Source organism: Avibacterium paragallinarum (assembly GCF_900450705.1).
Taxonomy (GTDB): Bacteria; Pseudomonadota; Gammaproteobacteria; order Enterobacterales; family Pasteurellaceae; genus Avibacterium; species Avibacterium paragallinarum.
In genome coordinates this window covers 347,955-371,034 of the sequence record NZ_UGHK01000001.1, presented here as the reverse complement: position 1 = coordinate 371,034, position 23,080 = coordinate 347,955, and the positions used below count along the sequence as shown (strand labels likewise).

Here is a 23,080-nt window from a genome sequence, read left to right as displayed (position 1 = left end):
GTCTTAGCTATATTTTTTGGCAGAAAACCACGCAGAAATATAACCGATGAAAGTACATATTATAAGTAGGCACAATAATTCGCTGAATTCTATACCCTGTAACTCAAAATTTACAGAAAAAATAGTTGTGATATATTGTATTGAATTTGCAAGATAGTTGGTAATTACGGCACTAAAGATGGAGGCGATAAATCCTCCAAGTACAGCGTAAATTATACCTGTGTAAATGAAAGGTTGGATGATAAATTGCTCTGTAGCTCCGAGTAATTTCATTATATCAATACTATATCTCTGACTATATACATCTGAACGTATGCTGTTACCAATAACTAAACATACGGAAATGATCATTAAAATTGTACAAATTAAGGCAATATGTGCGACTAGCCAAGAAAGAGCGGTAAGTTTTTCTAATGTATTATTATCTAATTGAATGTCTTCTATTCCTTTTATTTTGATTAATTGTTTTTGTAGTTCATTGATTTTTTCTCTTTCATTATAGGTGTCTGCTAGTTTAATAATAATTATGGCTGGTAGTGGGTTGCCATCTAAAATATCTAAATGTTCTCCAAAACCTGACCAATGTTTGAATTCCTCTAAACTTTCTTGTCTAGAAATATATTTTAGGTCTTCTATACCTTCTTGCTTACGAATTTTATCAACAATTAAGTGAGAATCTGATTCAGAAAGATTTTTGTGTAAATAAATAGTCAGTTCAGTTTTGGGATAAAATTGTATTTTAGCTAAATAAATATTTTTCCATAGTAAGTAACTCACAGAAGGTAAAGTCAAGGATGAAGCAATAGCTAATACCGTAAATAATGTGGCGTATTTTTTTTTAATTAAATCTTTAAGCACCATTTTTAATAGATAGCAGGTTTGTCTTGTCCAAGAGCGAGTTATAGAACGAGAATGCATTGATGTTTCCTCAACGTAAATAGCCTTGTTCTAGAACTAAACAAGGTTTTGGTTTTTGATGGATAATGTTGGTATCGTGAGTTGCGATGAGTACTGTCATTCCTAAGTGATTAAATTCTTCAAAGAGATTAAAAATATTCCTAGAGATTATATTATCTAAATTTCCGGTTGGTTCGTCGGCAAGTAATAATAGAGGTTTATGTACTATTGCACGTGCGATAGCTACGCCTTGTTGCTCTCCTCCGGATAAATGTACTGGTAAATAATTTGCTTTTTCGCGTAATCCTACACGGTCCAGAGCTGCTAAAGCACGCGATAACGCCTCTTTAGGTCTGAACCCAGAGATGATTAAGGGGAGTGTAACATTATCGACCACTGAGCGATCTGTTAATAATTGATAGTCTTGATGTACCATACCAATTTGTCTTCGTAAGAAAGGTAGTTCGTGTGTGGATAAACGCGTAATATTATAACCATTGAACCAAATTTGTCCGCCATTAGCTCGTTCAGCTCCCATAATTAATTTTAATAATGTGCTTTTCCCGGCACCAGAATGACCTAATAAATAAGTCATACTTCCTACGGGAAGATGAAAACTGATTCCTTGTAAAGCTTGTTTCCCACCTAAATAAGCTTTACTGATATTGTCAAAGCGTATCATTTATACAATCTCATTTTTTATATTAACATCATAATTATATCTAATATTATTATTCTCTAAGCAATAAAATTTATCTGATTATTATAATTAAAAAGAAGAAGGCGATTTTTGTCTTATTAAGGTGAATATATTGATTACAGGTTTTGATTGATTTGGCGAAAAACTTAGGCACTAGTTCATCAAGAAGATCGGAGTCCGCAAAATCCTTTCTGAACAAAGTGCCTATGATTGTTTAGGATAAGTAGTAATTATAAAATTTCTTTCGCTTTAGCCACTACGTTTTCTACGGTGAAGCCGAAGAGTTTGAATAATTCACCTGCTGGGGCGGATTCACCAAAGGTGTTCATTCCCACAATGCGTCCGCCGAAGCCAACGTATTTGTACCAGAACTCGCTAATGCCCGCTTCAACTGCAACACGTTTGGTTACGCTGCTTGGCAATACGCTTTCGCGATAGGCTTCATCTTGCTTATCGAACACGTTAGTGGAAGGCATTGATACCACACGGATTTTTTTGCCTTCTTGACGAAGTTGCTCCGCCGCTTTCACCACTAATTCCACTTCAGAACCTGTCGCAATAAAGATTAAATCAGGTGTGCCTTCGCTATCGGTTAAGATATAACCACCGCACGCCACATCAGCCAATTGCGCAGGCGTTCTGTCCATTTGAGTAAGATTTTGACGACTGAAAATCATCGCACTTGGGCCATCTTTACGCTCAATCGCTGCTTTCCACGCAATGGCAGATTCCACTTGGTCACACGGACGCCAAGTTTCTAGGTTCGGAATTAAACGTAAAGAAGCGGTTTGTTCCACAGGTTGGTGGGTTGGGCCGTCTTCACCTAAGCCGATAGAATCGTGGGTGTACACAAAAAGCACACGTTGTTTCATTAAGGCTGCCATTCTCACTGCATTATGGGCATATTCCATAAACATTAAGAAGGTTGCACCATAAGGAATGAAGCCGCCGTGGAGTGCGATACCGTTCATAATGGCTGACATTCCGAACTCACGCACGCCGTAGTTGATGTAGTTACCATCTTGATTTTCTGTGGCACGAATAGGGCGTGAGCCTGACCATAAGGTTAAGTTTGACCCCGCTAAGTCTGCCGAACCACCTAAAAATTCAGGGAGTAACGGTGCATAGGCTTCAATGGCATTTTGTGATGCTTTACGGCTTGCAATGCTCGCAGGGTTGGCTTGTAATTTTTCAATAAACGCTTGACTTTCTGCCGCCCAGTTTGCGGGCAATTCGCCACTTAAACGGCGTGCAAGCTCTGCGCTTAATTCTGGATAAGCTTGGCTATATGCTGTCCATTTTTCATTCCACACCGCTTCTGCTTGTTTGCCTTTCTCTTTTGCGTCCCATTGGCTATAAATGTCCGCGGGAATTTCAAATGGGGCATAGTTCCAACCGAGATTTTGGCGGGTTAATGCGATTTCTTCATCGCCTAATGGCGCGCCGTGACTATCGTGCGAGCCTGCTTTATTTGGCGAGCCATAGCCGATAGTGGTTTTACAAATAATCAAGGTTGGACGCGCTTTTTCCGCTTGCGCTTGTTTAATAGCTTCTGCAATAGCTTCAGGGTTATGCCCGTCAATTTGCCCGATCACTTGCCAGTTATAGGCTTCAAAACGCTCTTTGGTGTTATCGGTGAACCAGCCGTCCACTTCACCATCAATAGAAATATTGTTGTCGTCATAGAAGGCGATTAATTTGCCTAAGCCCAACGTTCCTGCTAATGAGCAAGCTTCGTGGGAAATTCCTTCCATTAAACAGCCATCACCTAAAAAAGCGTAAGTGTAGTGGTCGATAACCTCGTGGCCTGGGCGATTAAATTGTGCCGCGAGAGTTTTCTCCGCAATCGCCATACCTACTGCGTTGGTGATCCCTTGACCCAATGGCCCCGTGGTGGTTTCCACACCCGGTGCATAGCCATATTCAGGGTGGCCCGGGGTTTTAGAATGTAATTGGCGGAATTGTTTTAAATCTTCGATGGATAAATCATAGCCTGTTAAATGTAAAAGGCTGTAAATCAACATTGAACCATGGCCATTTGATAACACGAATCTATCGCGGTTTGCCCATTTTGGATTGGTTGGATTATGCACTAAAAACTCACGCCACAACACTTCCGCAATGTCCGCCATTCCCATTGGTGCACCAGGGTGGCCTGACTTGGCTTTTTGCACCGCGTCCATACTTAAAAAACGAATAGCATTCGCTAACTCTTTTCGATTCGACATTTTTGTTCTCCTAATTATAAAGTTATCAAATGTAAAAGGGATTTGGGCTATTCTACTCCATTTATTGTGAAAAAATAGCAATTAATTTAATTAGTTTTTTATAGGTTTTGTGTTTCTTATGAAAGATATTCCACGTTTCCTTAAAAATCGTCGTTGTATAAAAATAATCGCCAAAAACGACCGCACTTTACCCCCAGCTCTTCTTGGAGGCTATGCACTATCTTGAGTGTTTCTATTAGTTTATTTACTGCCCATAATACGCATTTTTGCCGTGTTTACGCAAATAATGTTTGTCTAATAATTCCTGTTGCATTGGGGCGAGGTTTGGGTTGAGTTGACGGCTGAAAAGGTTCATATAAGCAATTTCTTCCAACACCACGGCATTATGCACCGCATTATCGGCATCCGTTCCCCAAGCAAAAGGCCCGTGCGAATTGACTAACACCGCTGGCACATCTTTCGCTTCGATTTGACGAGTGCGGAAGGTTTCCACAATCACTTTGCCCGTTTCCAGTTCATAGTCACCTGCGATTTCTTGTGGGGTCATTTGTCTGGTACAAGGAATGCTGCCGTAGAAATAATCGGCGTGGGTTGTGCCGAGAGGGAGCAAATCAAGTCCCGCTTGCGCCCATAGGGTGGCATGGCGAGAATGAGTATGCACAATGCCGCCGATTTCGGGGAATTGGCGATATAACTCAAGGTGGGTGGCTGTGTCGGAAGAGGGCTTTTTCGTTCCCCACACTCGCTCGCCCGTGTTCACGTCCACAATCACGATGTCGTCTGCAGTCATTGTTTCATAATCCACGCCAGAGGGCTTGATGGCGACCAGCCCTAAAGTGCGGTCAATTTCGCTCACATTTCCCCAAGTAAAGGTAACCAAATGATGTGTTGGCAAGGCTAAGTTGGCTTGCAAGACTTTTTCGCGTAATTCGGCTAACATTGAAATCCTCCTTCTAACATTTTTTGTTCTATCCAACGGCGTGCGTTGATAATTTCAGCAATCGGTTCATCGGCTTTTTCTGTCCACATTTCAATCAAAAATGCACCGCGATAATTCAGCTCTGCTAAGGTTTTAAAACAGGCGACAAAATCCACGCAGCCCTCGCCAAATGGCACATCACGGAACTGCCCTGCACAGCTTGGGGTAACTTTGAAGGTATCTTTCAAGTGAATAGCAGAAATTTTGTCAATGCCAAGTTTCAGCTCTTCTGCTACGTTGTCATTCCACGCACTGAGATTGCCAAGGTCGGGATAAACGGTGAACCAAGGGGAACGAAGCAAGTCGTCCCATTTTTTCCAACGGGTGATGGAACTCATAAATTGGGTGTCCATAATTTCCACAGCGAGGGTAACTTGATTGCTGGCGGCGAGTTCTACCGCCCATTCTAGCCCTTGTTGGAAGCGTTCGATTGTGCCGGCGTCTTGCTCTTCGTAATACACATCATAGCCCGCCAGTTGAATGGTGCGAATGCCTAAATCTACCGCCAACTGAATGGCTTTTTCCATGATTTCATAGGCTTTTTGCCGAGTGGCTTCATCGTGGCTGCCAAAAGGAAAACGGCGATGCCCCGAAAGGCACATTGAAGGAATGGTGATGCCTGTGTTGAGAACCGCTTGTACCAGCTCGAGGCGTTGGGCTTTCGTCCAATCAAGACGGCTTAGACGTTCATCGGTTTCATCAATGGACATCTCCACAAAATCAAAGCCACAGGCTTTCGCGATAGACAGCCTGTCTTGCCAGCTAAGATTTTTCGGTAAGGCTTTTTCATAAATGCCGAGTTTGTGTTTTCTCATCTTGTTATCCTAAAAATCATTAAAAATTCATACCGCACTTTTGTTATATCAGGGATTTAAGTGATTGAATAAATTGTTGATAACGTTTAAATTTTTCCTGATACACCGCAAAATGTTGCGGGTTTGGCATTACGCATTGTAAATTTAGGGATTGGGCTAGCTGGCTGGTGGTTTTGCCTTGTGAAGCAAGGTCAGCCTCCATTGCCATCATTGCCGCTCCAAAACAGCCTGTTTCTTCAATTTGTGGCACTTCCACCCGCATTCCCGTGAGATCAGCGAGCATTTGTATCCACACAGTCGATTTCGCAGGTCCGCCCGTAACGCGTAAAATTTCCGTGTGCGGGAAGCGTTGCAACATTCGGTCGAGGTGGGTTTTCATACTGAACAGCACGCCCTCGTAAATGGCTTGAAATAGGTGCATTTTGCTGTGATGAGCCTGAATGCCGTAAAAGCCCGCTTTCATTCCTAGCCCCGCATTCGAGCCGTATAAAAACGGCACAAAAAGTACCGCACTTTCGCTTATCGGCAACGCTGCCACGCCGTCATTAATGGCTTGGTAGCTGAGATCGCCAAATTCTTTCACGAACCATTCCAAATTCCCCGCCGAGGTCGGGCTGGCTTCGTGAATAATAAATTTGCCCGCTTGAGCATAACGCCCATAAACAAAGGGAATGTCGGGGTGGTCTTCAATGCGATCCGTAACACCGCTCACCACCGACCAAGTGCCAAGCACCACGTTTAATTTACGTTCATCATCTAAGCCTGCACAAAGGGCGGTGGAAACTACATCAAACAGCCCGCCGACTACGGGCGTGCCTTTGGCTAGCCCCGTGAATTGTGCAGCCTCCGCTGTAACATAGCCTGCGATTTGGTTCGGTTTGATAATAGGCGGGAGCTTCTCCGTAATGCCAGATAAGCCGAGTAACTCCGCGAGTTGAGGATCATATTGTGCGGTGTTGATGTTGTATAAATTGGATTCCGAAATATTGGTTTCTTCGCAGCCCAGCTCGCCTGTGAGGCAAAATCGCAAATAGTCGTGCGACATCAGCACCGCCCCAATTTGAGCGTAGCGTTCAGGCTCGTAGTCTTTAATCCAACGCAAAATAGAAACAGGATGTCCCGTCCACAGGGTTTGCTTTGTGAGGGGATAAAGCCGCTCAGGAATGCCCTGTTGTTGCCATTGCTTCACAATGGATAAGGCGCGCTGATCAGAAGACAAAATCGCTCGCCCAAGGGGTTGATTTTGCTTATCCAACAAAAACGCCCCTTTGCCCTGTGCAGAAATCCCCACGCCTTTAATTTCTTTTGCGGCAATGCCACTTTGCTCAATTGCCGTTTTAATCACCGCCGCACAGCATTGCCAAAGCTGCGGCATATCTCGCTCCGCGTAGCCCGATTGCTCGCTGATTAATGCCACCGCCTCCCGCACGCAAGCCCGCATTGTCCCTTTTGCATCGAATAATGCGGCTTTGATAAACGTCCCGCCGCAGTCAATGCCAAGATAGTAAGTCATTTATGCTCTCCCAAAGATAAAAGGCGGTCGAAAAATCTTGAAAAATTCGACCGCACTTTGATTACTGTGCTAACGCATCAATCTCTTTCACTAAGGTGTCGCCGTGTTTTTCGATAAAGGATTTACGCACATCCGCTTCAATAATGGCTTTGAATGGGGCGGTATCCACTTTTTCGATGACTTCAACGCCCGATTTGCGTAAATTAGCGATGATGTCTTGTTCGTTTTTCTCGTTAAGATCCCGTTGATATTGCCCTGCTTCTTTGGCGGCTTCGACAATGGCTTGTTGCAGTTCTGGGGCTAAGCTGTCAAATTTCGCTTTGTTCATCACCACAATTAACGGCGTGTAGCCGTGGTTGGTTTGGCTTAAGTATTTTTGCACTTCATACAATTTCGCCGACCCAAAAATGCCAATCGGGTGTTCTTGTGCATCAACGGCACGGGTTTCCAACGCGGTATAAAGTTCTGAAAGTGGCATTGGCACGGGGTTTGCTCCAAGCAAGGTAAAGGCTTGAATATACATTGGATTTTGGTTGGTTCGCACTTTTAAGCCTTTGATGTCTTCAGGCTTGGTTACAGGGCGTTTTGAGTTGGAAAAGGCACGGAACCCTACGTCCCAAAATGCTAAGCCTTTCAGCCCTTTAGCTTCCAGATCTTTTAATAGCCCCTGCCCGATCTCGCCGTCTAACACTTTGTAAACGTGTTGGCGATCTTTGAAAATAAAGGGAATGTCGATCACGTTTAATTTGGGTTCTAAGCCCGTGAAATTCGGTGAGCCTGACATTTCGAGATCGATCGTGCCGCCACGCACCGCACTGATCATCGTTTGGGCATTACCTAAGGTGCTGTCTGGGAAGAGGCTTAATTTTAATTCGCCGTTGGTTTTTTCTTTGAGTAATTCATTGAATTTTTTCGCAGCGATGTGTTGGGTGTCGCTGCGTGGTGCTTCGTAGCCAAAACGTAAGGTTGTCGCCGCGTTGGCTGCGGCACTGAACATTACCGCACTGGCGATAACAGTAGCTAAGGTTTTCATTGTCAATAATTTCATAGCAATCTCCTTGAATTTACTAAGGTTGTAACCACGAGAGTGGTGTAAGAATCAATGATGGTACAAAGATGAATGTGAACAATAGAATGATCATCATCAGCATATAAGGCAGAATGCCTTTGGCCGCTTCGTCAAAAGGCAGTTTAGACACGCCCGTAATCACGTTTAACACGTTGCCAACGGGCGGGGTGATTAAGCCAATGGAAGTGTTCAAAATAAAGAGTACGCCAAAATACACGGGATCAATCCCTGCTTCTTCCACCAATGGCATTAGGACAGGGGTGAGAATCAGCACGGTAGGGGTGAGATCCATCACCATTCCGATTACAAACACCACAAGCATAATCACCATTAATAATAGGGTTGGAGATTCAATCAATGGCTCAAGTAATTCCGTCATCATTTGCGGTAATTCGGCGATTGTAATAAGCCAGCCTGTTACGTTGGCAGCAGCGACCAAAAACATCACCACGCCCGTGGTTTTCGCGGCGGAAAGTAACACTTTGTAAAGTGCGGTGATTTTTAGCTCACGATAAATAAACAGCGAAACGAACAATGCGTAAAAGGTGGCAACTGCTCCCGCTTCTGTTGGGGTGAAAATGCCTAAACGGAAGCCACCGATAATAATGACAGGCAACAACAACGCCCATATACTATTTTTGAAAGAAAGACATAATTCCTCTTTGCTCGCTTTAGAAAAGGTCATCAAATTCAACCGTTTAGCTTGCCACCACCAAAGTGCTGCCAAACAACAGCCCATTAATACACCGGGAAAAATGCCTGCGAGGAAAAGCTTGGTAATGGATACACCACTGGCAACCCCAAACACAATGAACGGAATAGAAGGCGGAATAATTGGGGCGATGATCCCCGCTGTGCCGATTAAGCCCGCTGAACGTCCGATGGGGTAGCCTGTGGTTTTCATCATTGGTAATAACATTGCGGCAACGGCGGCGGTATCAGCCACGGCAGAACCTGATAAGCTCGCCATAATCATCGCCGCTAAAATCGCTACAAAACCTAGACCACCGCGTTTATGCCCTACCAATTTCATCGGCAAATCAATAATGCGTTTTGATAACCCGCCTTCGTTCATAATCTCCCCTGCGAGAATAAAGAACGGAATTGCCATGAGCGAAAAGCTGTCTGCCCCACCAACAATTTGTTGAGCGAGAATTTGGGCGTCGAATAAATCCAAATGGATCATTAACGCCAGCCCACAAATCAAGAGGGAAAAGGCAACGGGAATGCCGAGAATAATCGCTCCAAGTAAGACGGAAAGGAAAAGCACGACGGTCATTGAATTTCTCCTCTCATCAGTAAAGTGAAGTTGGTGCAGAGGCGAACGAGCAACAACAGCCCGATGAAGCCGCCTGCGACTACGCAAGCGAGATAAGTGATCCCCTGCGGAAGCCCTGAGATCGGGGCGTAATTATTGAGGTTTAGCTCAAATTGCACCCACCCGCCAGCGGTCATTAAATAGCAACAAAAGAGCATTAAGCTATCAGTGATAAGGCTTAAAAGATGACGACCTAGAGGGGATAATTTGCTGGTTAAAAGGGTTACGCTGACGTGCTGATTTTCATTAAAGGCAAGGATTGCACCGAGAAAGGTCAACCATACAAACAAATAACGCGACACTTCTTCGCTGATATTAATGCTACTATTAAAGCCGTAGCGTAATATCACATTGAGGAAAACTAAACACGACATCGTGGCTAAAATCGCCACTACCGCGATACTGAGTAGTTTTCCAATCATTTGGATTAGGGATTTCATCTTTCACCTCACAGCTCACTGAGTGCAATTTTCACTACCACTTTGCGAATTTGGCAGGGTTTGTCATCAATACAAGCAGGGCGATGAATATCTTCAGGAAAGAAAATGGCGAAATTGCCTTTTCGCATTACCAATTCGCTTTCATTGTTCGCCGATTGATAAAACAAAATATCCCGCTCAGTGTTGTAATCTTGTGCGATGGGGTTTTCGCCCAAATCAGCGGCGACCCCAATCCGCTCTTGCCCTGAATGCAAATATTGCACATCAAGATAACGGCGATGCACTTCAGGCAAAATATCGGCTTTGGGTTTGGTGTGTAAATCCAAAACCTGAGCAAAAATAGACCGCTCTTTGATTTCATACGTCCCCGCAGGTAGCCGATCAAAATCCGTTTGTTTTAAATAAGCCAATGCGATTTGGATCGCTTTGGGAAACTGCGTGTCATTCACGTTATGAATATGTCCAAAATACATCGCTCTCTCCTCTTTTATCCACCGTTCAGGCACAACATTACAGGGATTTCAATTTCGCCCACACACTATCATCAACAGGAATGCCATTAGCTTTATTTTCAGCCAGAATGGTGGTGAATTCGTGTCCCGGCAAACGCACTGGCACCTCAGGATCGGCACGCTCTGCGGTTCGCACATAATCCATAATGCGATTGAGTTTTTCTTCTTTCGTTTTGCCATCAATCAAGCGATCCACCTCAATGGCGATAAACACTTGCGAAACGCAATATTCATCATCTTTGTCTTCGGTTACGGCGGCAGTGGATAAGCCGTTAGAAAGCAAGGTGGCGATCATATCTAACACAATGGATAGCCCCGAGCCTTTCCAGAAGCCCATTGGCAACAAACGGCGGTTTTGTTCTACGGTGGCAGGATCGCGGGTTAAATTGCCCTCATCGTCAAAGCCCGCATCAACAAAGGTTTGTCGTCCCGCTAAACGATGCACTTCCAACATTCCGTAGGAATACATTGAACAAGACATATCCACCATTGTGATCGGATTGGTCGGCACGGCGACAATAAGCGGGTTTGTCCCGATACGGCACTCTTTCGCCCCCCAAGGTGGCATTACCGCAAGAGCATTCGTCCAACAAATGCCGATATAGCCTTTCTCCGCTGCTTGCCAGCCATAACTTCCGCCCCGCATCCAATGATTGGCATTTCGCAATGCAACAACCCCAATACCATATTGCGAGGCAATTTCCATCGCCCGATCCATCATTTTTTTCGCCGTTAAGTTACCGATAGCTTGATGAGCGTCCCACTGCTCGATCGCTCCCAAAGACAAAGCTTTAGTTGGCACGGCTTCTGGCACAATATCACCATTTTCTAGCTGTTGAATAAAACGGGGAAAGCGGTTCACCCCGTGGGAATAAGCCCCTGCCTGCGTAGTATCAGCAAAAGCAGAGGCACATTCTTCTGCTATTTCTTCACACACATTGCGTGCAAGTAAAACGCGTTTAAATTCGGCTTTTAGATCTTCATAGGAAACTAACATAATGCCCTCTTATTTCATATTTTGAAACCATATTCCATAAATTACATTATTGAAGCTAATAAAGTCAATCTTACGGCGAAATAAAAAACTCTTTATAATCAATAGATTAAAATCTTTTTTCTGAATTTGTGATCTACTTCGCAATTTGTCAAAATAATATTTCACAATGTGAAATGGAGATAACGGGAAAATTTCGCTATACTTACGAACAAAAAATGAGGGGGAAAAAACGATGACTGATGATCGTACAAATGGAAATCAAAGCTTAATTCGTGGTTTAAAACTGCTCGAAATGTTAAGCCATTATCCGAACGGCTGCCCTTTGGCGAAGCTCTCAGAGCTGGCACAGCTTAATAAAAGTACAGTACACCGTTTACTGCAAGGGCTACAAAGTGAAGGCTATGTACAGCCTGCTTCCACAGCAGGAAATTACCGCTTAACCACCAAGTGTTTGAGTATTGGGCAAAAAATTTTGGTTTCCCTGAATATTATTAACGTCGCCGCCCCTTATTTAGAAGCATTGAACCTTAAAATTGGCGAAACGGTTAATTTTTCCAAGCGTGAACACGAACACGCGATAATGATTTATAAGCTAGAGCCCACCACAGGAATGCTCCGCACCCAAGCCTATATCGGGCAACGGTTGCCTCTTTATTGCTCCGCGATGGGAAAACTCTATCTCGCCTATGAGAAAAATAGCGATTACCTCACCCATTACTGGCACAGCCAGCAAGCAAACATCAAACCGCTTACTGCCAATACGGTAACGGATCTGCACTTAATGGAAAAAGAGCTTAACGACATTCGCCAAGAACAATTTGCGATGGATCGCGAAGAAAATGAAATCGGCGTTGTCTGTCTTGCCTGCCCGATTTTTAACTATCAAGGCAATGTGGAATATGCCGTATCCGTTTCAATGTCTTCCTACAAACTAAAACAAATGGGCATTCCTTACCTTTTAGGTGAAATCCAACAAACCGCCTTGGCGATTTCAAAGGAGTTGGGGTATGGGGGAAATGCATTTTTTAGTCAATAGTTTTGCTATTTATCTTATTGAACAGCTAAGATGAATGATTGATGTCTGAAAATGAAATCTCACCGTTGATATGGTATGCTTGAGCCAAATTATCCAACGAACAAAAGGACACTGGATTGAAAACGGCATTTAATCCCACCGCATTTGCTCCCGTTGCACTTTGCCCTTGTCAGTCGGGACAGCGTTATCAAGATTGCTGTCAGCCCTTGCATTGCGGACAAAAAGTGGCAGACACAGCGGAGCAATTAATGCGTTCCCGTTATGTGGCGTTTGTGCTGCAACAGATTGATTATATTGTAAAAACCACCGTGCCGAGCCAGCAAAATCTGCTCGATATCGCCGCCTTGCAACAATGGGCAGCTCAAACCCAATGGCAAGGTTTGGAGATTGTAGCACATCAGCCCGCTCTGGATAAAAACCATAGTGCGGTGGAATTTAAAGCCAAATTTGCCACTGAGCAAGGGGAGCAAATTCACCACGAGAAATCCTTATTTGTGAAGATCGGGCAACATTGGTATTTTGCCGATCCCACCGTGGGTTTGCCCGCGATGAAACAAGCCTGCATTTGCGGTTCGGGGAAAAAATTTAAACATTGTTGTGGAGTAATGTTATGTCAGTTCTATGGCGAAACCTAAGTTTATTTTTTAACGTATTTTGGTTGCGATTTAATCAAAATAAACTCAACCAAGCGGCGGGCTACCTTACTTATAGCACGATGCTTGCCCTCGTCCCGCTCATTATGGTGGTGTTTTCCATTTTCTCCGCCTTTCCCGTTTTCAATGAAGTAACGGGCGAGCTGAAACAATTCATCTTTGATAACTTCGCCCCGAATGCCAGTAATATGGTGGGGGAATATATTGACCAGTTTGTGGATAATTCCAAGCAAATGAGTGCTGTTGGGATCGTTAGCTTAATTGTGGTCGCCTTAATGCTCATCAACACCATTGACCGCACGCTCAACTCTATTTGGCAAGATAGCAGCATTCGCCCAACGCTTTTTTCCTTTGCCATTTACTGGCTGATTTTAACCTTAGGGCCGATTATCATTGCCACCAGCATCGGGATCAGCTCCTATGTAACTGCGTTGGCGAGGGATTTTCTACAGTCGGATATGGGCTTGCCCTTTGGCTTAAAATTGCTTTCCTTTATTCCCTTTATGCTCACTTGGTTTATTTTCACCCTGATTTATAGTGTCGTACCGAATAAAAAAGTGAGCATTAAACACTCCGCGGCAGGGGCGTTGGTGGCAGCGATTTTTTTCACCCTCGGCAAGCAAGCCTTTACTTGGTACATCACCAATTTCCCATCTTACCAGCTTATTTACGGGGCAATGGCAACTTTACCGATTATGCTGTTGTGGATTCAACTGAGCTGGATTGCCATTTTGCTTGGTGCACAACTTGCCGCTGTACTCGGCGATATGCGGCTGCTGAAAACAGGAAAACTGGAATTACAACAAATTAAGGAGCAATAATGATCGCATTAATTCAACGGGTTCGCCAAGCTAAAGTGGAAGTCGATGGCGAAATCACAGGACAAATCCAGCAAGGGCTACTGGTGTTGCTCGGAGTCGAAAAAGAAGACGAAGAGAGCCACGCCGATCGCCTGATGGAAAAGATGCTGAATTACCGTGTGTTCAGCGATGAACAAGGCAAAATGAATTTAAACCTGCAACAAATTCAAGGCGAACTGCTCGTGGTTTCGCAATTCACCCTCGCCGCCGACACGCAAAAAGGGCTACGCCCAAGTTTCTCCAAAGGGGCAACGCCCGAAAAGGCGGAACGGCTCTATAATTATTTTGTGCAAAAGTGCGGTGAAAAAATCCCAACCTCCACTGGCAAATTCACCGCTGATATGCAAGTTAGCCTCACCAATGACGGACCTGTCACTTTTTGGTTGCAAGTATAAAAGTGCGGTAGTTTTGAACGACGATTTTTTGAAAAACGATATCTCTGCTTTTCATTCATAAAATAAATGACAATATTTTACTATTGATTCGATAAACTTAATCTGACTGAAAATGGAAGTAACAATAAAAAAGAGTATGGAATATTACCACACTCTTTTTGTTTAACGTCTTGTTTTCTTAATTAGAAAGAGTTATTCTTCCCCCCCCCCCCAAGATACTCAAAGTAAAGCACTGTTGCGGCAACACGGGAATGTACGTTTAATTTTCTTAATAGATTTCGGATATGGACCTTCACTGTTTCTTCGGAAATGAAGAGGCGTGTAGCAATCTGTTTATTAGATAAACCAGTTGCAATAAGTTTAAGCACTTCCATTTCTCGTTCTGTTAATGTTTCGATTGGGTTTTGTTCTGGACGTTGCTCTAAGAGTAAATCTTTTATTGAATCACTCAAAATTATTTCACCTTGTGCAATTAGCTTAATTTGCTGAAGGAGTACATCAGGTTCTGTATCTTTTAGTAGATAACCATCAGCACCAGCATCGACCAGAGCAAAAACATCACTTTTAGCATCTGAAACGGTTAAAATAATAATTCGTGCATCAATGCCTTCTTCACGCAATACTTTTAAGGTATCTAATCCAGAGAGACCTTTCATATTTAAATCAAGAATAATTAAATCGGGAGAGGTGGCTAATGCAATATTTATCCCTTCAGTACCATTACTGGCATCTCCGATAACTTTAAACGTATCGTCTAACTCTAATAGTTGCTTTATGCCTCGACGTATTAATGGATGATCGTCAATAAGTAAAACTTTCATTGTATCTGACATTTTTCTCATTTTCCCCTGTTTATGATGACACCAAATGACTAAAAAACGGCACAATTTTTATTCCATTTGCACTAGGTAATATTTGATAAAACTGTGGATAGTTGAAATTTTTTGGCACAATTTTATACGGATTTTCGTTTCCATCCAACCCCGCTGATTGATAAATATAATTTATCTCTTGAATTTTTTGCTCTTTTTCCCCCTCACAATTGCGATAAATTTCGATATGATTTTTTTCATCTAAAATATAAACATTAAAGGTTTTATCTAAATTATTTTCAAAGAAAAACTGTAAAAAACCTTCACTAGCAAAGGTATCAATTTCATAAGGATATTGATGACGTGTTTGAGGAAGCACGGTATTATCAATAATATCTTGTGGTTCCACATCAAAATCGGCATTATCGATTAATGAAATATTTTGCACTTCCTGTAGGCTAATACCTCGCTCTTCAAAGAAGAATTGCCAGTTTTTTCCAGCAACACGTAATAGATTATTTTGCGGTATATCGCTAATACCTACTTGAATATTAATACATTTATTAATCAGAGCTGTAACAATATTGCGTAAGGTTTTTTGATAATATTTGCTGTAACAAAAGACATTCACGCTTTGTGGTGAAGTTGCTCCGCGATAAATTTTATTCGAGAGGACTTTTAATGCCAATAAAATGGCATTTGGACCTTCAAAATGCAAGGTGCGGATTTCATTCCATAAATTGCGATAGGTGAGATCAATGCTGCCCACTAAACTTTCTTCATCAGGTCCAAAGCTGAACAGATCGCTGGCAACAATGGTAGCTTTGGCTTCAGACAAATGGCGAGTTGGATCACGGGTAAGATTAATCGACACCACCAAATTTTTGATCTCGCAACTGTGGTTTAATTCCTCATTACTTGCTACTGGCACGGTGGCAGGTAGGGATAAACGCAAATTGGTAACAAATTGGCGGAGCTTGGCTAAATCCACGTTCGGGCTGAAAATGTACAGCTCCGTTTTCGGCGTGAGCAATCGGTTGAAATACGCCCACGCCACTAATTTGTTGAGATTTTCACTGTATTCTACATAGCGTTGTTGCTCAAAACCACGAATGTCTGGGGTTTGATTCACCAAATACCAGCCGTCTTTAAAAGTGCGGTTGTTTTTGACCTCAATAAATGTGATGGTATTTTCTGAGAGATCAGAAGAAATCATCGTATTGAGCAAAGTAATTTTGCCCGGTAATTCTTCAAAGGCAGTGTAAAGTTTGCGGGTTAGAATGCTAATATCTTGCGGCATTATGCTGGAATTGACCTTATATTTGCGGGCAAATTGCATTAAATGCCGATAGCTAAACATTAAAAATTTAATCAGATTATTATGGCTTTCTTTTACTCGTTTTATTTTCCAATAAGGTCGCTGATTAAGTTCCTGTACTAAGGCATTTGACCAGCCCCAAGTTTGAGCGAGGTTTTGCAACTGGGCTAATCGCCACGTTTGTCTATTCACTTTGACGTTGTATTCATTGGCTTTAATGTAAAAACAACGACGAACAAATTCCAAGCGGCGGAGGTCGTTAGTGTGAATTAAATAATTAGTTACTCGTTCCAACATTGTGAGGTAAGGATCAAAATGATGTTTTTTATCCCCACTCAATAAACGAGCTTTAAATTCTTGAGCAATTAAATAAGTGTCGGGATAATCAACGGAATAGGTTTCCAAAAGCAAAATTTTCAACACTGATTTATAAGGTGAATCGATCCCTTTATAGAGTTGCCATAGACTTGCCCCGAAATATTCATTAGCAGACAACGCCCCCAAGCCACCAAAATCCACCCAATCATTGGGATCAATGATCTTTTCTTCAATTAAGCGATGTACTTCATTTTCATACTCTTTTTCCTTTTCCACGGCTAAATGAAGCCACAACAAGGGCTTGCCCGCTAAGCGAATGGCAGAACGATAAAATTCATCAAGCAGCAGCATATATTGAGCTGAGCCACAATTTTCAGCGGTGAGCGGATCGGCATAGCGGATACAGCGGAAGCGTTGCTGATCGATTAAATATAAGCTGATTTCAACCCCAAGTGAGATCGCCCATTCCTGCAATGCCAATAATTTTTGGCGTAGCATATCGCGATCTGTTGGGCTGATTTGCTGATGATGACACACCCAAATATCCAGATCTGATGCGGACGTTTGGCTAATGGAGGCGATACTGCCCATCACATACACGCCAAGAATAGGGAAAAAAGTGCGGTGCGAAAACGGCGAGTTTTCCGCTTCCGCTAAGGTTAAATTAAATTGACGAGCGAGAAAATCCTGTTGGTAATCCGATAACACAAAATCAGCAATCCCTGCTGGGGCGTTTTCAATATAGCCCGGCAATGCACTGTGATTTAAGTGCAACAACAATGAAATGGTTTGGAAAACTTGATTAAATTGTGGCGAGCTGCCTGAAATTGCTCGCTCAATGCGACGTTTATCCAAATATTCAACTTGCTTTTTTGCACTATTGATGTCGTAATTCAATTTATATCCTAGGAAAAAGAGAATGATAATTGAAGAATTTCCTCACAATTGTGCAGGAAAAACCGAAGTATTACTCTATCACTTGCCCCGTCTGAAAGCAAAAAAATTAAATGAAAACTGACATTTTTCAGTAACAGTGATAGGATAAGCCAACTATTTCTAATCTGATTTTTGGCATAATGACAACAAAAACTTTGCTCAAAATTGCAACTCGCCGTAGCCCCTTAGCCTTATGGCAAGCAAATTACATTAAAGATCGTTTAACCCAGCTTTATCCGAACCTGCAAGTGGAACTGGTTCCAATGGTAACCAAAGGCGATGTAATTTTAGATACGCCACTGGCAAAAATTGGTGGAAAAGGCTTATTTGTCAAAGAATTAGAAAATGCGTTATTAACAGGCGAAGCCGACATTGCGGTACATTCAATGAAAGATGTGCCGATGACCTTTCCCGCTGGTTTAGGATTAAGCGTGATTTGCAAACGCGAAGAGCCGCGAGATGCTTTTGTGTCTAACACTTATCGCACTTTAGCAGAACTCCCTGCGGGAGCGGTGGTTGGCACATCAAGCCTACGCCGTCAATGCCAGCTCAAAGCCTTACGCCCTGATTTAAAAATTCAATCGTTACGCGGCAATGTGGGGACGCGTTTAAGCAAATTAGATAACGGCGATTATGACGCGATTATCCTCGCCGCGGCGGGCTTAATTCGGCTCGAAATGGCAGATCGCATCGCCTCTTTTATTGATACCGAAACCTCGCTCCCCGCAGCGGGGCAAGGTGCAGTGGGAATTGAGTGCCGTTTTGATGATGTCGCGGTACAACAATTGCTAGCCCCCCTTGCTGACCCCGAAACCACCGCATGCGTTTTGGCTGAGCGAGCAATGAATCACCACTTACAAGGCGGTTGCCAAGTGCCGATTGGCGGCTATGCGGTGGTTCGTGGCGATCAACTGTATCTTAAAGCCTTAGTGGGCAAGGTTGATGGTAGCCAAATTATTCGTGCCGAAGCACAAAGTGCGGTGCAAAATTCGCACCAATTAGGCGTGCAAGTGGCAGAACGCCTCTTACAACAAGGGGCAGATGACATTTTACGCACGCTCGGCGTGTAAAAGTGCGGTCGGTTTTTCACCTTATTTTTATGGGAAAAGGCAAATGGCAGTGTTAATTACCCGTCCTGATGAAAAAGGCACACAGCTTCTCGCAATGCTTAACAAAGCGGGCATTGCCGCCTTGTATATGCCGCTGTTTTCCATTCAAGCAGGGGCGGAACTCAACCAGCTTCCCCGCCAGTTAAACCAGCTCAACGCAGGGGATTATGTGTTCATTGTGTCGCAAAATGCCATTCGTTATAGTGATCAAACCTTGCAACAAGCGGGCTTTCCCTGGCGGGAGGATTTACATTATTTTACCGTTGGACGGCGAACCGCGTTGGCATTTGCCAGTCAAACAGAACGGAGCATTGCCTATCCCTTTGCACAAGAAACCAGCGAGGGGGTGCTAGCCTTGCCCGCAATGGCAGATTTACAAGGGAAAAATGTGCTGATTTTGCGTGGCAATGGCGGGCGAGCGTTTTTCGCTGAGCAAGCTATTCTACGAGGAGCGACCATTCATACCTTAGAATGTTATCGCCGTGAGCCGATCAGCTATGACAAGGCGGAACAAACCAGTATGCTGAAACGGGCAGGAATCAACCGAATTATTGTCACCAGTGCAGAAATTTTATCGTCATTGCTGGATTTTGTGCCAAAAAATGAACATAATTGGCTAACCTCTTGCAGTGTAATTACCGTGAGCAAACGTCTGAAACATCTTGCTCACGCAATGGGCTGGGAAAAGGTGATTGTTTCCCCTCGAGCCGACAATCCCACCTTGCTCGCCACCTTATTGCAACCTAATTCGTTTTGACAATCATAAGGAATACATTATGGCTAAATATCAGGCAAAAAAAGCGGGGCAGAATCCCGTTACGGAGAATACGCAACATAGCACAGCGGATAACGCTCAGCCCGATACTGAGGCAGAAGCAACAGTAGATGCAAAAATAGAGGAAAACACTGAGACGCAAACTGAGATGCAAGAAAACAACGCAATAGACAATGCCCAAACCCAAGACAATACAAAGGAACAGCCAATGCAAGAAAAACAAACGAATATAATCAATGAACCACCTGTTCAAGCTGAAAGGGTGATCGTCAAAAAAGGGGGCAAAGGTATTGCTATTTGGGCTTTACTCGTCGCCTTAGGTTTAGGCGGGGCGGGCTATTATTTTGCTGAACAGCATTTAACACAAGTGCAAGGCAGACTCACCGCCTTAGAACAGCGTGCTGTGCCTGCTAATGTGCAAGGTTTGATGGATAGCGAGTTGGCGACATTGAAACAAGCTCAATCGAAAATCGCACAACTGACGGAAACCAGCCAAGCCACTAATGAAAAACTCATCGCGTTAGAAAAAATGGTTGCCATTAAAGAGCAACAAATCACCGCTCTGCAAAGCCAAGTCAGCACGTTGAGCAACGCCCAAAAAGCTGCTCAGCCGAATGATTGGTTACTGTCTGAAGCGGATTTCTTATTAAACAATGCGTTACGTAAATTAGTGCTGGATAATGATGTGGATACCGCGGTTTCGCTATTAAAAGTAGCAGATGAAACTCTGAGTAAAGTGTCTGATCCTCGCGTTATCAATGTGCGTACTGCCATTAATAGCGATTTAAAGCAACTCTTATCCGTTAATAACATCGATCAAAATGCCATTATGCAGCGTCTTTCACAGCTTGCGAACAACGTGGATGAATTAACCGTGCTAAATGTAAATTTTGATGATCCAAATCCCGCTAACGAAAAATTAAGTGGTTCTTGGGACGATTGGAAAGAAAATGCAGAAAAAAGTGCGGTGTCTTTTTTGAATCATTTTATCCGCATTACACCAAAAAATGCCGATAGCCGTGCCTTGCTTGCACCAAACCAAGATATTTATTTGCGTGAGAACATTCGTCTGCGTTTACAGCTCGCAATTATGGCTGTGCCTCGTCAGCAAAATGACCTTTATAAGCAGTCTTTAGAAATGGTTGCCTCTTGGGTGAGAAGTTATTTTGATACCAATACCGAAGTCGCACAAAATTTCTTAAATGAAATTGATGAATTGGCAGATCAATCTATCTATGTTGATGTGCCAAACCATCTTAACAGCTTGAATTTACTTGATAAATTGCTAAACAAACCATCGCAAGAAGTACAAAAAATTGAGCTTTCTGTTGATAAAGAGGTCGCAAAAGAAAATACAGAAGAAATCAAAACTGAAAGCCCAGCCGAATCAGTGAACGCCGCGGCAGAAGCGAATAGTGCGGAACAAAATAGCGACAGCTCAAGCAACGAAACACCAAACAACGAAAACAAAAGTGCGGTAGAAAAATCACCAGAATCTGAAGCCCCACAACAGTAGAGGAAATAGCAATGTTTAGAACCCTATTTTTAATGCTGGTGTTACTTGCCGGCTTAATCGCAGGCCCTTATTTATCGGGCAAACAAGGCTATGTGTTGATTGAAACTAATAGCTACAGCATTGAAATGTCCATCACCACCCTTGTGATTTTCTTTGTGATCGCAATGGCGGTGGTGTATGGTATTGAGTGGATCATTACCAAATTCGGCCGTTTAAGCAACAGCACTTATGGTTGGTTCTCTCGCCGTAAACGTCTTAAAGCACAAAAACAAACTCTTGAAGGTTTAATGCTAATGGACGAAGGGCAATATTTTAAAGCCGAGAAATTGATTGGTAAGAACGCCAAACATTCTGATGAGCCGGTGTTGAACTTTATTAAAGCCGCCGAAGCTGCCCAACAGCGTGGTGATGAATTTAGTGCTAACCGTTACCTTATCAAAGCGACCGAACTGGCTGGCACGGATAATCTGCTTGTCGAGATTGCACGCACGCGAATTTTGTTACAGCAAAATAAATTACCTGCCGCACGCAGTGCTATTGACAGCTTGCTTGAGATGACAAGCCGTAATAAGGAAGTGTTAAAACTAGCAGTAAATATTTATTTAAAATCTCACGCTTTCGAAGCCTTGGATAAAATTTTGGATCAAGTGGAAAAATCAGGGCTTTATTCCGACAAAGAATTTACCACCTTACAACATCGTGTTGAAGATGGCTTACTTGATGAAAAAATGAATGAAGAAGGCGTGGACGGCTTGCTTAAATGGTGGGACGATCAACCGCGTAAACGTCAAAATGATCTTTATGTGAAAGTGGGATTAATTCGCCGTTTAATTGACAGTGATGATCACGAAACCGCCTATAAATTGATCTTAGAAGTCTTGAAAAAAGTGGACGACAACAGCCCACTGGCACAACAACTTTGCACGCAAATTACCCGTGTTCAACCAGTAGATAACAGTAAATTGCTGAAAATTATGGAAAAACGGGCGAAACAAAGTAAAGATCAAGGCTGTTGTTGTACAAACCGTGCTTTAGGCTATTTGTATGTGCGTAATGGTGAATTTGCTAAAGCGAGTGACGCATTTAAGAAAGTGCTGGAAAATAAATCACAGCTTGAACCAAATGATATGACAATGGCAACCTATGTGTTTGAGCAAAACGGTGAAAATGAATTGGCTAAACAACTTCAGCAAGAAAGTTTGAAATCTGCTATGTCGGTGCAAAACTTAGCCCCTGAAGAAAAGGAAAAAACGCCAGAAAATTCCACCGCACTTGCACAAACCACAGAAGCTAAAAATCCTTAAGGTAAACCCAATGCCCTGTCTTTCGGGGCATTTTTCTTTATGATAAAACTTCTAGATAATATCCAACAATTTTTGCAACAACAAACAGTGATGAGCATTGCCGTACATAGCGTACAAGGCTTTTGGGCAGCCAACTGCTTTTATGTGTTTGATGACAGCAATATCAGCTTGATCTTCTTTTCTTCCCTTTCCACCCAACATGCACAAATTATGCGGCAAAGTGATCTGGTTGTTGGCACGATCGCTACTCAAACGGATCAAGTGAGCGAGATTGAAGGCGTGCAATTTAAAGGGCGTGCCATTTTGCTTAATGAAGATACCTGAAAATCTGCCCTTAAACGCTATTATGAGCGTTACCCCTTTGCACGTTTAATGAACACGGATTTATGGAAAATTGAGCTTGATGAAATCAAACATACCAGCAATAAATTCGTTTTTGCCCAGAAAACTTACTGGAAAAGAGAAAGTGCGGTGTAATTTTTGATTATTTTCCCCAAACTCACAAAAATTGCTTTTCTTTCTAGCAAAAAAGGGTACTATATGCCGTCTTTTGTAGGGCTTCGGCTTTACGAAATCTCTG

Annotated in this window: 22 protein-coding genes; 9 read left to right on the top strand and 13 right to left on the bottom strand. The window is 43.0% G+C overall.

The genetic code is table 11. The annotated features are described in order from the left end of the window. Window positions 1–3: 3 nt before the first annotated feature. The 11 genes from ftsX to yiaK form a co-directional block, all read right to left on the bottom strand. Window positions 4–918 (bottom strand): permease-like cell division protein FtsX, encoded by a 915-nt coding sequence (ftsX, locus tag DXZ23_RS02040; protein ID WP_017806289.1) that lies wholly within the window; start codon window positions 916–918, stop codon window positions 4–6. Window positions 919–928: 10 nt separating this feature from the next. Continuing rightward, the gene (locus DXZ23_RS02035) at window positions 929–1,579 is read right to left on the bottom strand and encodes a cell division ATP-binding protein FtsE (protein WP_017806290.1); all 651 of its coding nucleotides are present in this window, start codon (window positions 1,577–1,579) and stop codon (window positions 929–931) included. Between the two features lie 248 nt (window positions 1,580–1,827). Continuing rightward, the gene (tkt, locus tag DXZ23_RS02030; RefSeq protein ID WP_256593702.1) at window positions 1,828–3,840 is read right to left on the bottom strand and encodes a transketolase; all 2,013 of its coding nucleotides are present in this window, start codon (window positions 3,838–3,840) and stop codon (window positions 1,828–1,830) included. 229 nt (window positions 3,841–4,069) lie between these two features. After that, window positions 4,070–4,765 carry an L-ribulose-5-phosphate 4-epimerase gene (gene araD / locus DXZ23_RS02025; protein ID WP_017806292.1) on the bottom strand — a complete coding sequence of 232 codons (696 nt, stop codon included), beginning with the start codon at window positions 4,763–4,765 and terminating at the stop codon, window positions 4,070–4,072. Continuing rightward, complete coding sequence (locus tag DXZ23_RS02020) at window positions 4,759–5,619, bottom strand: L-ribulose-5-phosphate 3-epimerase (RefSeq protein ID WP_017806293.1); 861 nt, start codon at window positions 5,617–5,619, stop codon at window positions 4,759–4,761. Before DXZ23_RS02020 ends, araD begins: the two co-directional genes overlap by 7 nt. Before the next feature lie 43 nt (window positions 5,620–5,662). Continuing rightward, window positions 5,663–7,132, bottom strand: a complete 1,470-nt coding sequence (locus DXZ23_RS02015; RefSeq protein ID WP_017806294.1) for an FGGY-family carbohydrate kinase — start codon at window positions 7,130–7,132, stop codon at window positions 5,663–5,665. A 61-nt stretch (window positions 7,133–7,193) separates the two neighbouring features. Continuing rightward, complete coding sequence (locus DXZ23_RS02010; protein WP_017806295.1) at window positions 7,194–8,180, bottom strand: TRAP transporter substrate-binding protein; 987 nt, start codon at window positions 8,178–8,180, stop codon at window positions 7,194–7,196. A 19-nt stretch (window positions 8,181–8,199) separates the two neighbouring features. Continuing rightward, on the bottom strand, window positions 8,200–9,480 hold the full coding sequence (locus DXZ23_RS02005; RefSeq protein ID WP_017806296.1) for a TRAP transporter large permease subunit: 1,281 nt from the start codon (window positions 9,478–9,480) through the stop codon (window positions 8,200–8,202). Then, on the bottom strand, window positions 9,477–9,959 hold the full coding sequence (locus DXZ23_RS02000) for a TRAP transporter small permease (protein ID WP_017806297.1): 483 nt from the start codon (window positions 9,957–9,959) through the stop codon (window positions 9,477–9,479). The genes DXZ23_RS02005 and DXZ23_RS02000 overlap by 4 nt, the downstream gene beginning before the upstream one ends. 8 nt (window positions 9,960–9,967) lie before the next feature. Then, window positions 9,968–10,432 (bottom strand): NanQ anomerase/TabA/YiaL family protein, encoded by a 465-nt coding sequence (locus DXZ23_RS01995; RefSeq protein WP_017806298.1) that lies wholly within the window; start codon window positions 10,430–10,432, stop codon window positions 9,968–9,970. Between the two features lie 37 nt (window positions 10,433–10,469). Then, the gene (gene yiaK / locus DXZ23_RS01990; protein ID WP_017806299.1) at window positions 10,470–11,468 is read right to left on the bottom strand and encodes a 3-dehydro-L-gulonate 2-dehydrogenase; all 999 of its coding nucleotides are present in this window, start codon (window positions 11,466–11,468) and stop codon (window positions 10,470–10,472) included. 232 nt (window positions 11,469–11,700) lie between these two features. Here yiaK and DXZ23_RS01985 point away from each other — a divergent pair, with 232 nt between their 5' ends. The 4 genes from DXZ23_RS01985 (at window position 11,701) to dtd (ending at window position 14,412) form a co-directional block, all read left to right on the top strand. Next, complete coding sequence (locus tag DXZ23_RS01985; RefSeq protein WP_017806300.1) at window positions 11,701–12,504, top strand: IclR family transcriptional regulator; 804 nt, start codon at window positions 11,701–11,703, stop codon at window positions 12,502–12,504. Window positions 12,505–12,620: 116 nt separating this feature from the next. After that, window positions 12,621–13,139, top strand: coding sequence for a YchJ family protein (locus DXZ23_RS01980; RefSeq protein WP_017806301.1), 519 nt, complete (start codon window positions 12,621–12,623; stop codon window positions 13,137–13,139). After that, a complete protein-coding gene (locus DXZ23_RS01975) occupies window positions 13,115–13,978 on the top strand; it encodes a virulence factor BrkB family protein (protein ID WP_017806302.1) in 864 nt (287 codons plus the stop codon). The genes DXZ23_RS01980 and DXZ23_RS01975 overlap by 25 nt, the downstream gene beginning before the upstream one ends. Beyond that, window positions 13,978–14,412 carry a D-aminoacyl-tRNA deacylase gene (dtd, locus tag DXZ23_RS01970; protein WP_017806303.1) on the top strand — a complete coding sequence of 145 codons (435 nt, stop codon included), beginning with the start codon at window positions 13,978–13,980 and terminating at the stop codon, window positions 14,410–14,412. The genes DXZ23_RS01975 and dtd overlap by 1 nt, the downstream gene beginning before the upstream one ends. A gap of 182 nt (window positions 14,413–14,594) precedes the next feature. Here the strand turns inward: dtd and DXZ23_RS01965 are convergent, their stop codons facing one another. Both DXZ23_RS01965 and DXZ23_RS01960 read right to left on the bottom strand, forming a co-directional pair. Further along, window positions 14,595–15,245: a response regulator gene (locus DXZ23_RS01965; RefSeq protein ID WP_114995392.1), complete on the bottom strand. Its 651-nt coding sequence runs from the start codon at window positions 15,243–15,245 to the stop codon at window positions 14,595–14,597. A 19-nt stretch (window positions 15,246–15,264) separates the two neighbouring features. Beyond that, the gene (locus DXZ23_RS01960) at window positions 15,265–17,757 is read right to left on the bottom strand and encodes a class I adenylate cyclase (protein WP_017806305.1); all 2,493 of its coding nucleotides are present in this window, start codon (window positions 17,755–17,757) and stop codon (window positions 15,265–15,267) included. A gap of 179 nt (window positions 17,758–17,936) precedes the next feature. Here DXZ23_RS01960 and hemC point away from each other — a divergent pair, with 179 nt between their 5' ends. Genes hemC through DXZ23_RS01935 form a run of 5 tightly spaced genes read left to right on the top strand, consistent with a single transcriptional unit; the run spans window position 17,937 to window position 22,824 of the window. Beyond that, a complete protein-coding gene (hemC, locus tag DXZ23_RS01955; RefSeq protein ID WP_017806307.1) occupies window positions 17,937–18,866 on the top strand; it encodes a hydroxymethylbilane synthase in 930 nt (309 codons plus the stop codon). A 43-nt stretch (window positions 18,867–18,909) separates the two neighbouring features. Continuing rightward, complete coding sequence (locus DXZ23_RS01950; protein ID WP_021723492.1) at window positions 18,910–19,662, top strand: uroporphyrinogen-III synthase; 753 nt, start codon at window positions 18,910–18,912, stop codon at window positions 19,660–19,662. A 19-nt stretch (window positions 19,663–19,681) separates the two neighbouring features. Next, on the top strand, window positions 19,682–21,196 hold the full coding sequence (locus DXZ23_RS01945) for a uroporphyrinogen-III C-methyltransferase (protein ID WP_017806309.1): 1,515 nt from the start codon (window positions 19,682–19,684) through the stop codon (window positions 21,194–21,196). Between the two features lie 11 nt (window positions 21,197–21,207). Beyond that, window positions 21,208–22,500 (top strand): heme biosynthesis protein HemY, encoded by a 1,293-nt coding sequence (locus DXZ23_RS01940; RefSeq protein WP_017806310.1) that lies wholly within the window; start codon window positions 21,208–21,210, stop codon window positions 22,498–22,500. 39 nt (window positions 22,501–22,539) lie between these two features. Then, on the top strand, window positions 22,540–22,824 hold the full coding sequence (locus tag DXZ23_RS01935; RefSeq protein ID WP_017806311.1) for a PNPOx family protein: 285 nt from the start codon (window positions 22,540–22,542) through the stop codon (window positions 22,822–22,824). Window positions 22,825–23,080: the final 256 nt, after the last annotated feature.

Bases quoted from the DNA above. Each gene is read 5' to 3' on its own strand.
- ftsX (WP_017806289.1), bottom strand. From the start codon at position 918: ATGCATTCTCGTTCTATAACTCGCTCTTGGACAAGACAAACCTGCTAT.
- DXZ23_RS02035 (WP_017806290.1), bottom strand. From the start codon at position 1,579: ATGATACGCTTTGACAATATCAGTAAAGCTTATTTAGGTGGGAAACAA.
- araD (WP_017806292.1), bottom strand. From the start codon at position 4,765: ATGTTAGCCGAATTACGCGAAAAAGTCTTGCAAGCCAACTTAGCCTTG.
- DXZ23_RS02020 (WP_017806293.1), bottom strand. From the start codon at position 5,619: ATGAGAAAACACAAACTCGGCATTTATGAAAAAGCCTTACCGAAAAAT.
- DXZ23_RS02015 (WP_017806294.1), bottom strand. From the start codon at position 7,132: ATGACTTACTATCTTGGCATTGACTGCGGCGGGACGTTTATCAAAGCC.
- DXZ23_RS02010 (WP_017806295.1), bottom strand. From the start codon at position 8,180: ATGAAATTATTGACAATGAAAACCTTAGCTACTGTTATCGCCAGTGCG.
- DXZ23_RS02005 (WP_017806296.1), bottom strand. From the start codon at position 9,480: ATGACCGTCGTGCTTTTCCTTTCCGTCTTACTTGGAGCGATTATTCTC.
- DXZ23_RS02000 (WP_017806297.1), bottom strand. From the start codon at position 9,959: ATGAAATCCCTAATCCAAATGATTGGAAAACTACTCAGTATCGCGGTA.
- DXZ23_RS01995 (WP_017806298.1), bottom strand. From the start codon at position 10,432: ATGTATTTTGGACATATTCATAACGTGAATGACACGCAGTTTCCCAAA.
- yiaK (WP_017806299.1), bottom strand. From the start codon at position 11,468: ATGTTAGTTTCCTATGAAGATCTAAAAGCCGAATTTAAACGCGTTTTA.
- DXZ23_RS01985 (WP_017806300.1), top strand. From the start codon at position 11,701: ATGACTGATGATCGTACAAATGGAAATCAAAGCTTAATTCGTGGTTTA.
- DXZ23_RS01975 (WP_017806302.1), top strand. From the start codon at position 13,115: ATGTCAGTTCTATGGCGAAACCTAAGTTTATTTTTTAACGTATTTTGG.
- dtd (WP_017806303.1), top strand. From the start codon at position 13,978: ATGATCGCATTAATTCAACGGGTTCGCCAAGCTAAAGTGGAAGTCGAT.
- DXZ23_RS01965 (WP_114995392.1), bottom strand. From the start codon at position 15,245: ATGTCAGATACAATGAAAGTTTTACTTATTGACGATCATCCATTAATA.
- hemC (WP_017806307.1), top strand. From the start codon at position 17,937: ATGACAACAAAAACTTTGCTCAAAATTGCAACTCGCCGTAGCCCCTTA.
- DXZ23_RS01950 (WP_021723492.1), top strand. From the start codon at position 18,910: ATGGCAGTGTTAATTACCCGTCCTGATGAAAAAGGCACACAGCTTCTC.
- DXZ23_RS01945 (WP_017806309.1), top strand. From the start codon at position 19,682: ATGGCTAAATATCAGGCAAAAAAAGCGGGGCAGAATCCCGTTACGGAG.
- DXZ23_RS01940 (WP_017806310.1), top strand. From the start codon at position 21,208: ATGTTTAGAACCCTATTTTTAATGCTGGTGTTACTTGCCGGCTTAATC.
- DXZ23_RS01935 (WP_017806311.1), top strand. From the start codon at position 22,540: ATGATAAAACTTCTAGATAATATCCAACAATTTTTGCAACAACAAACA.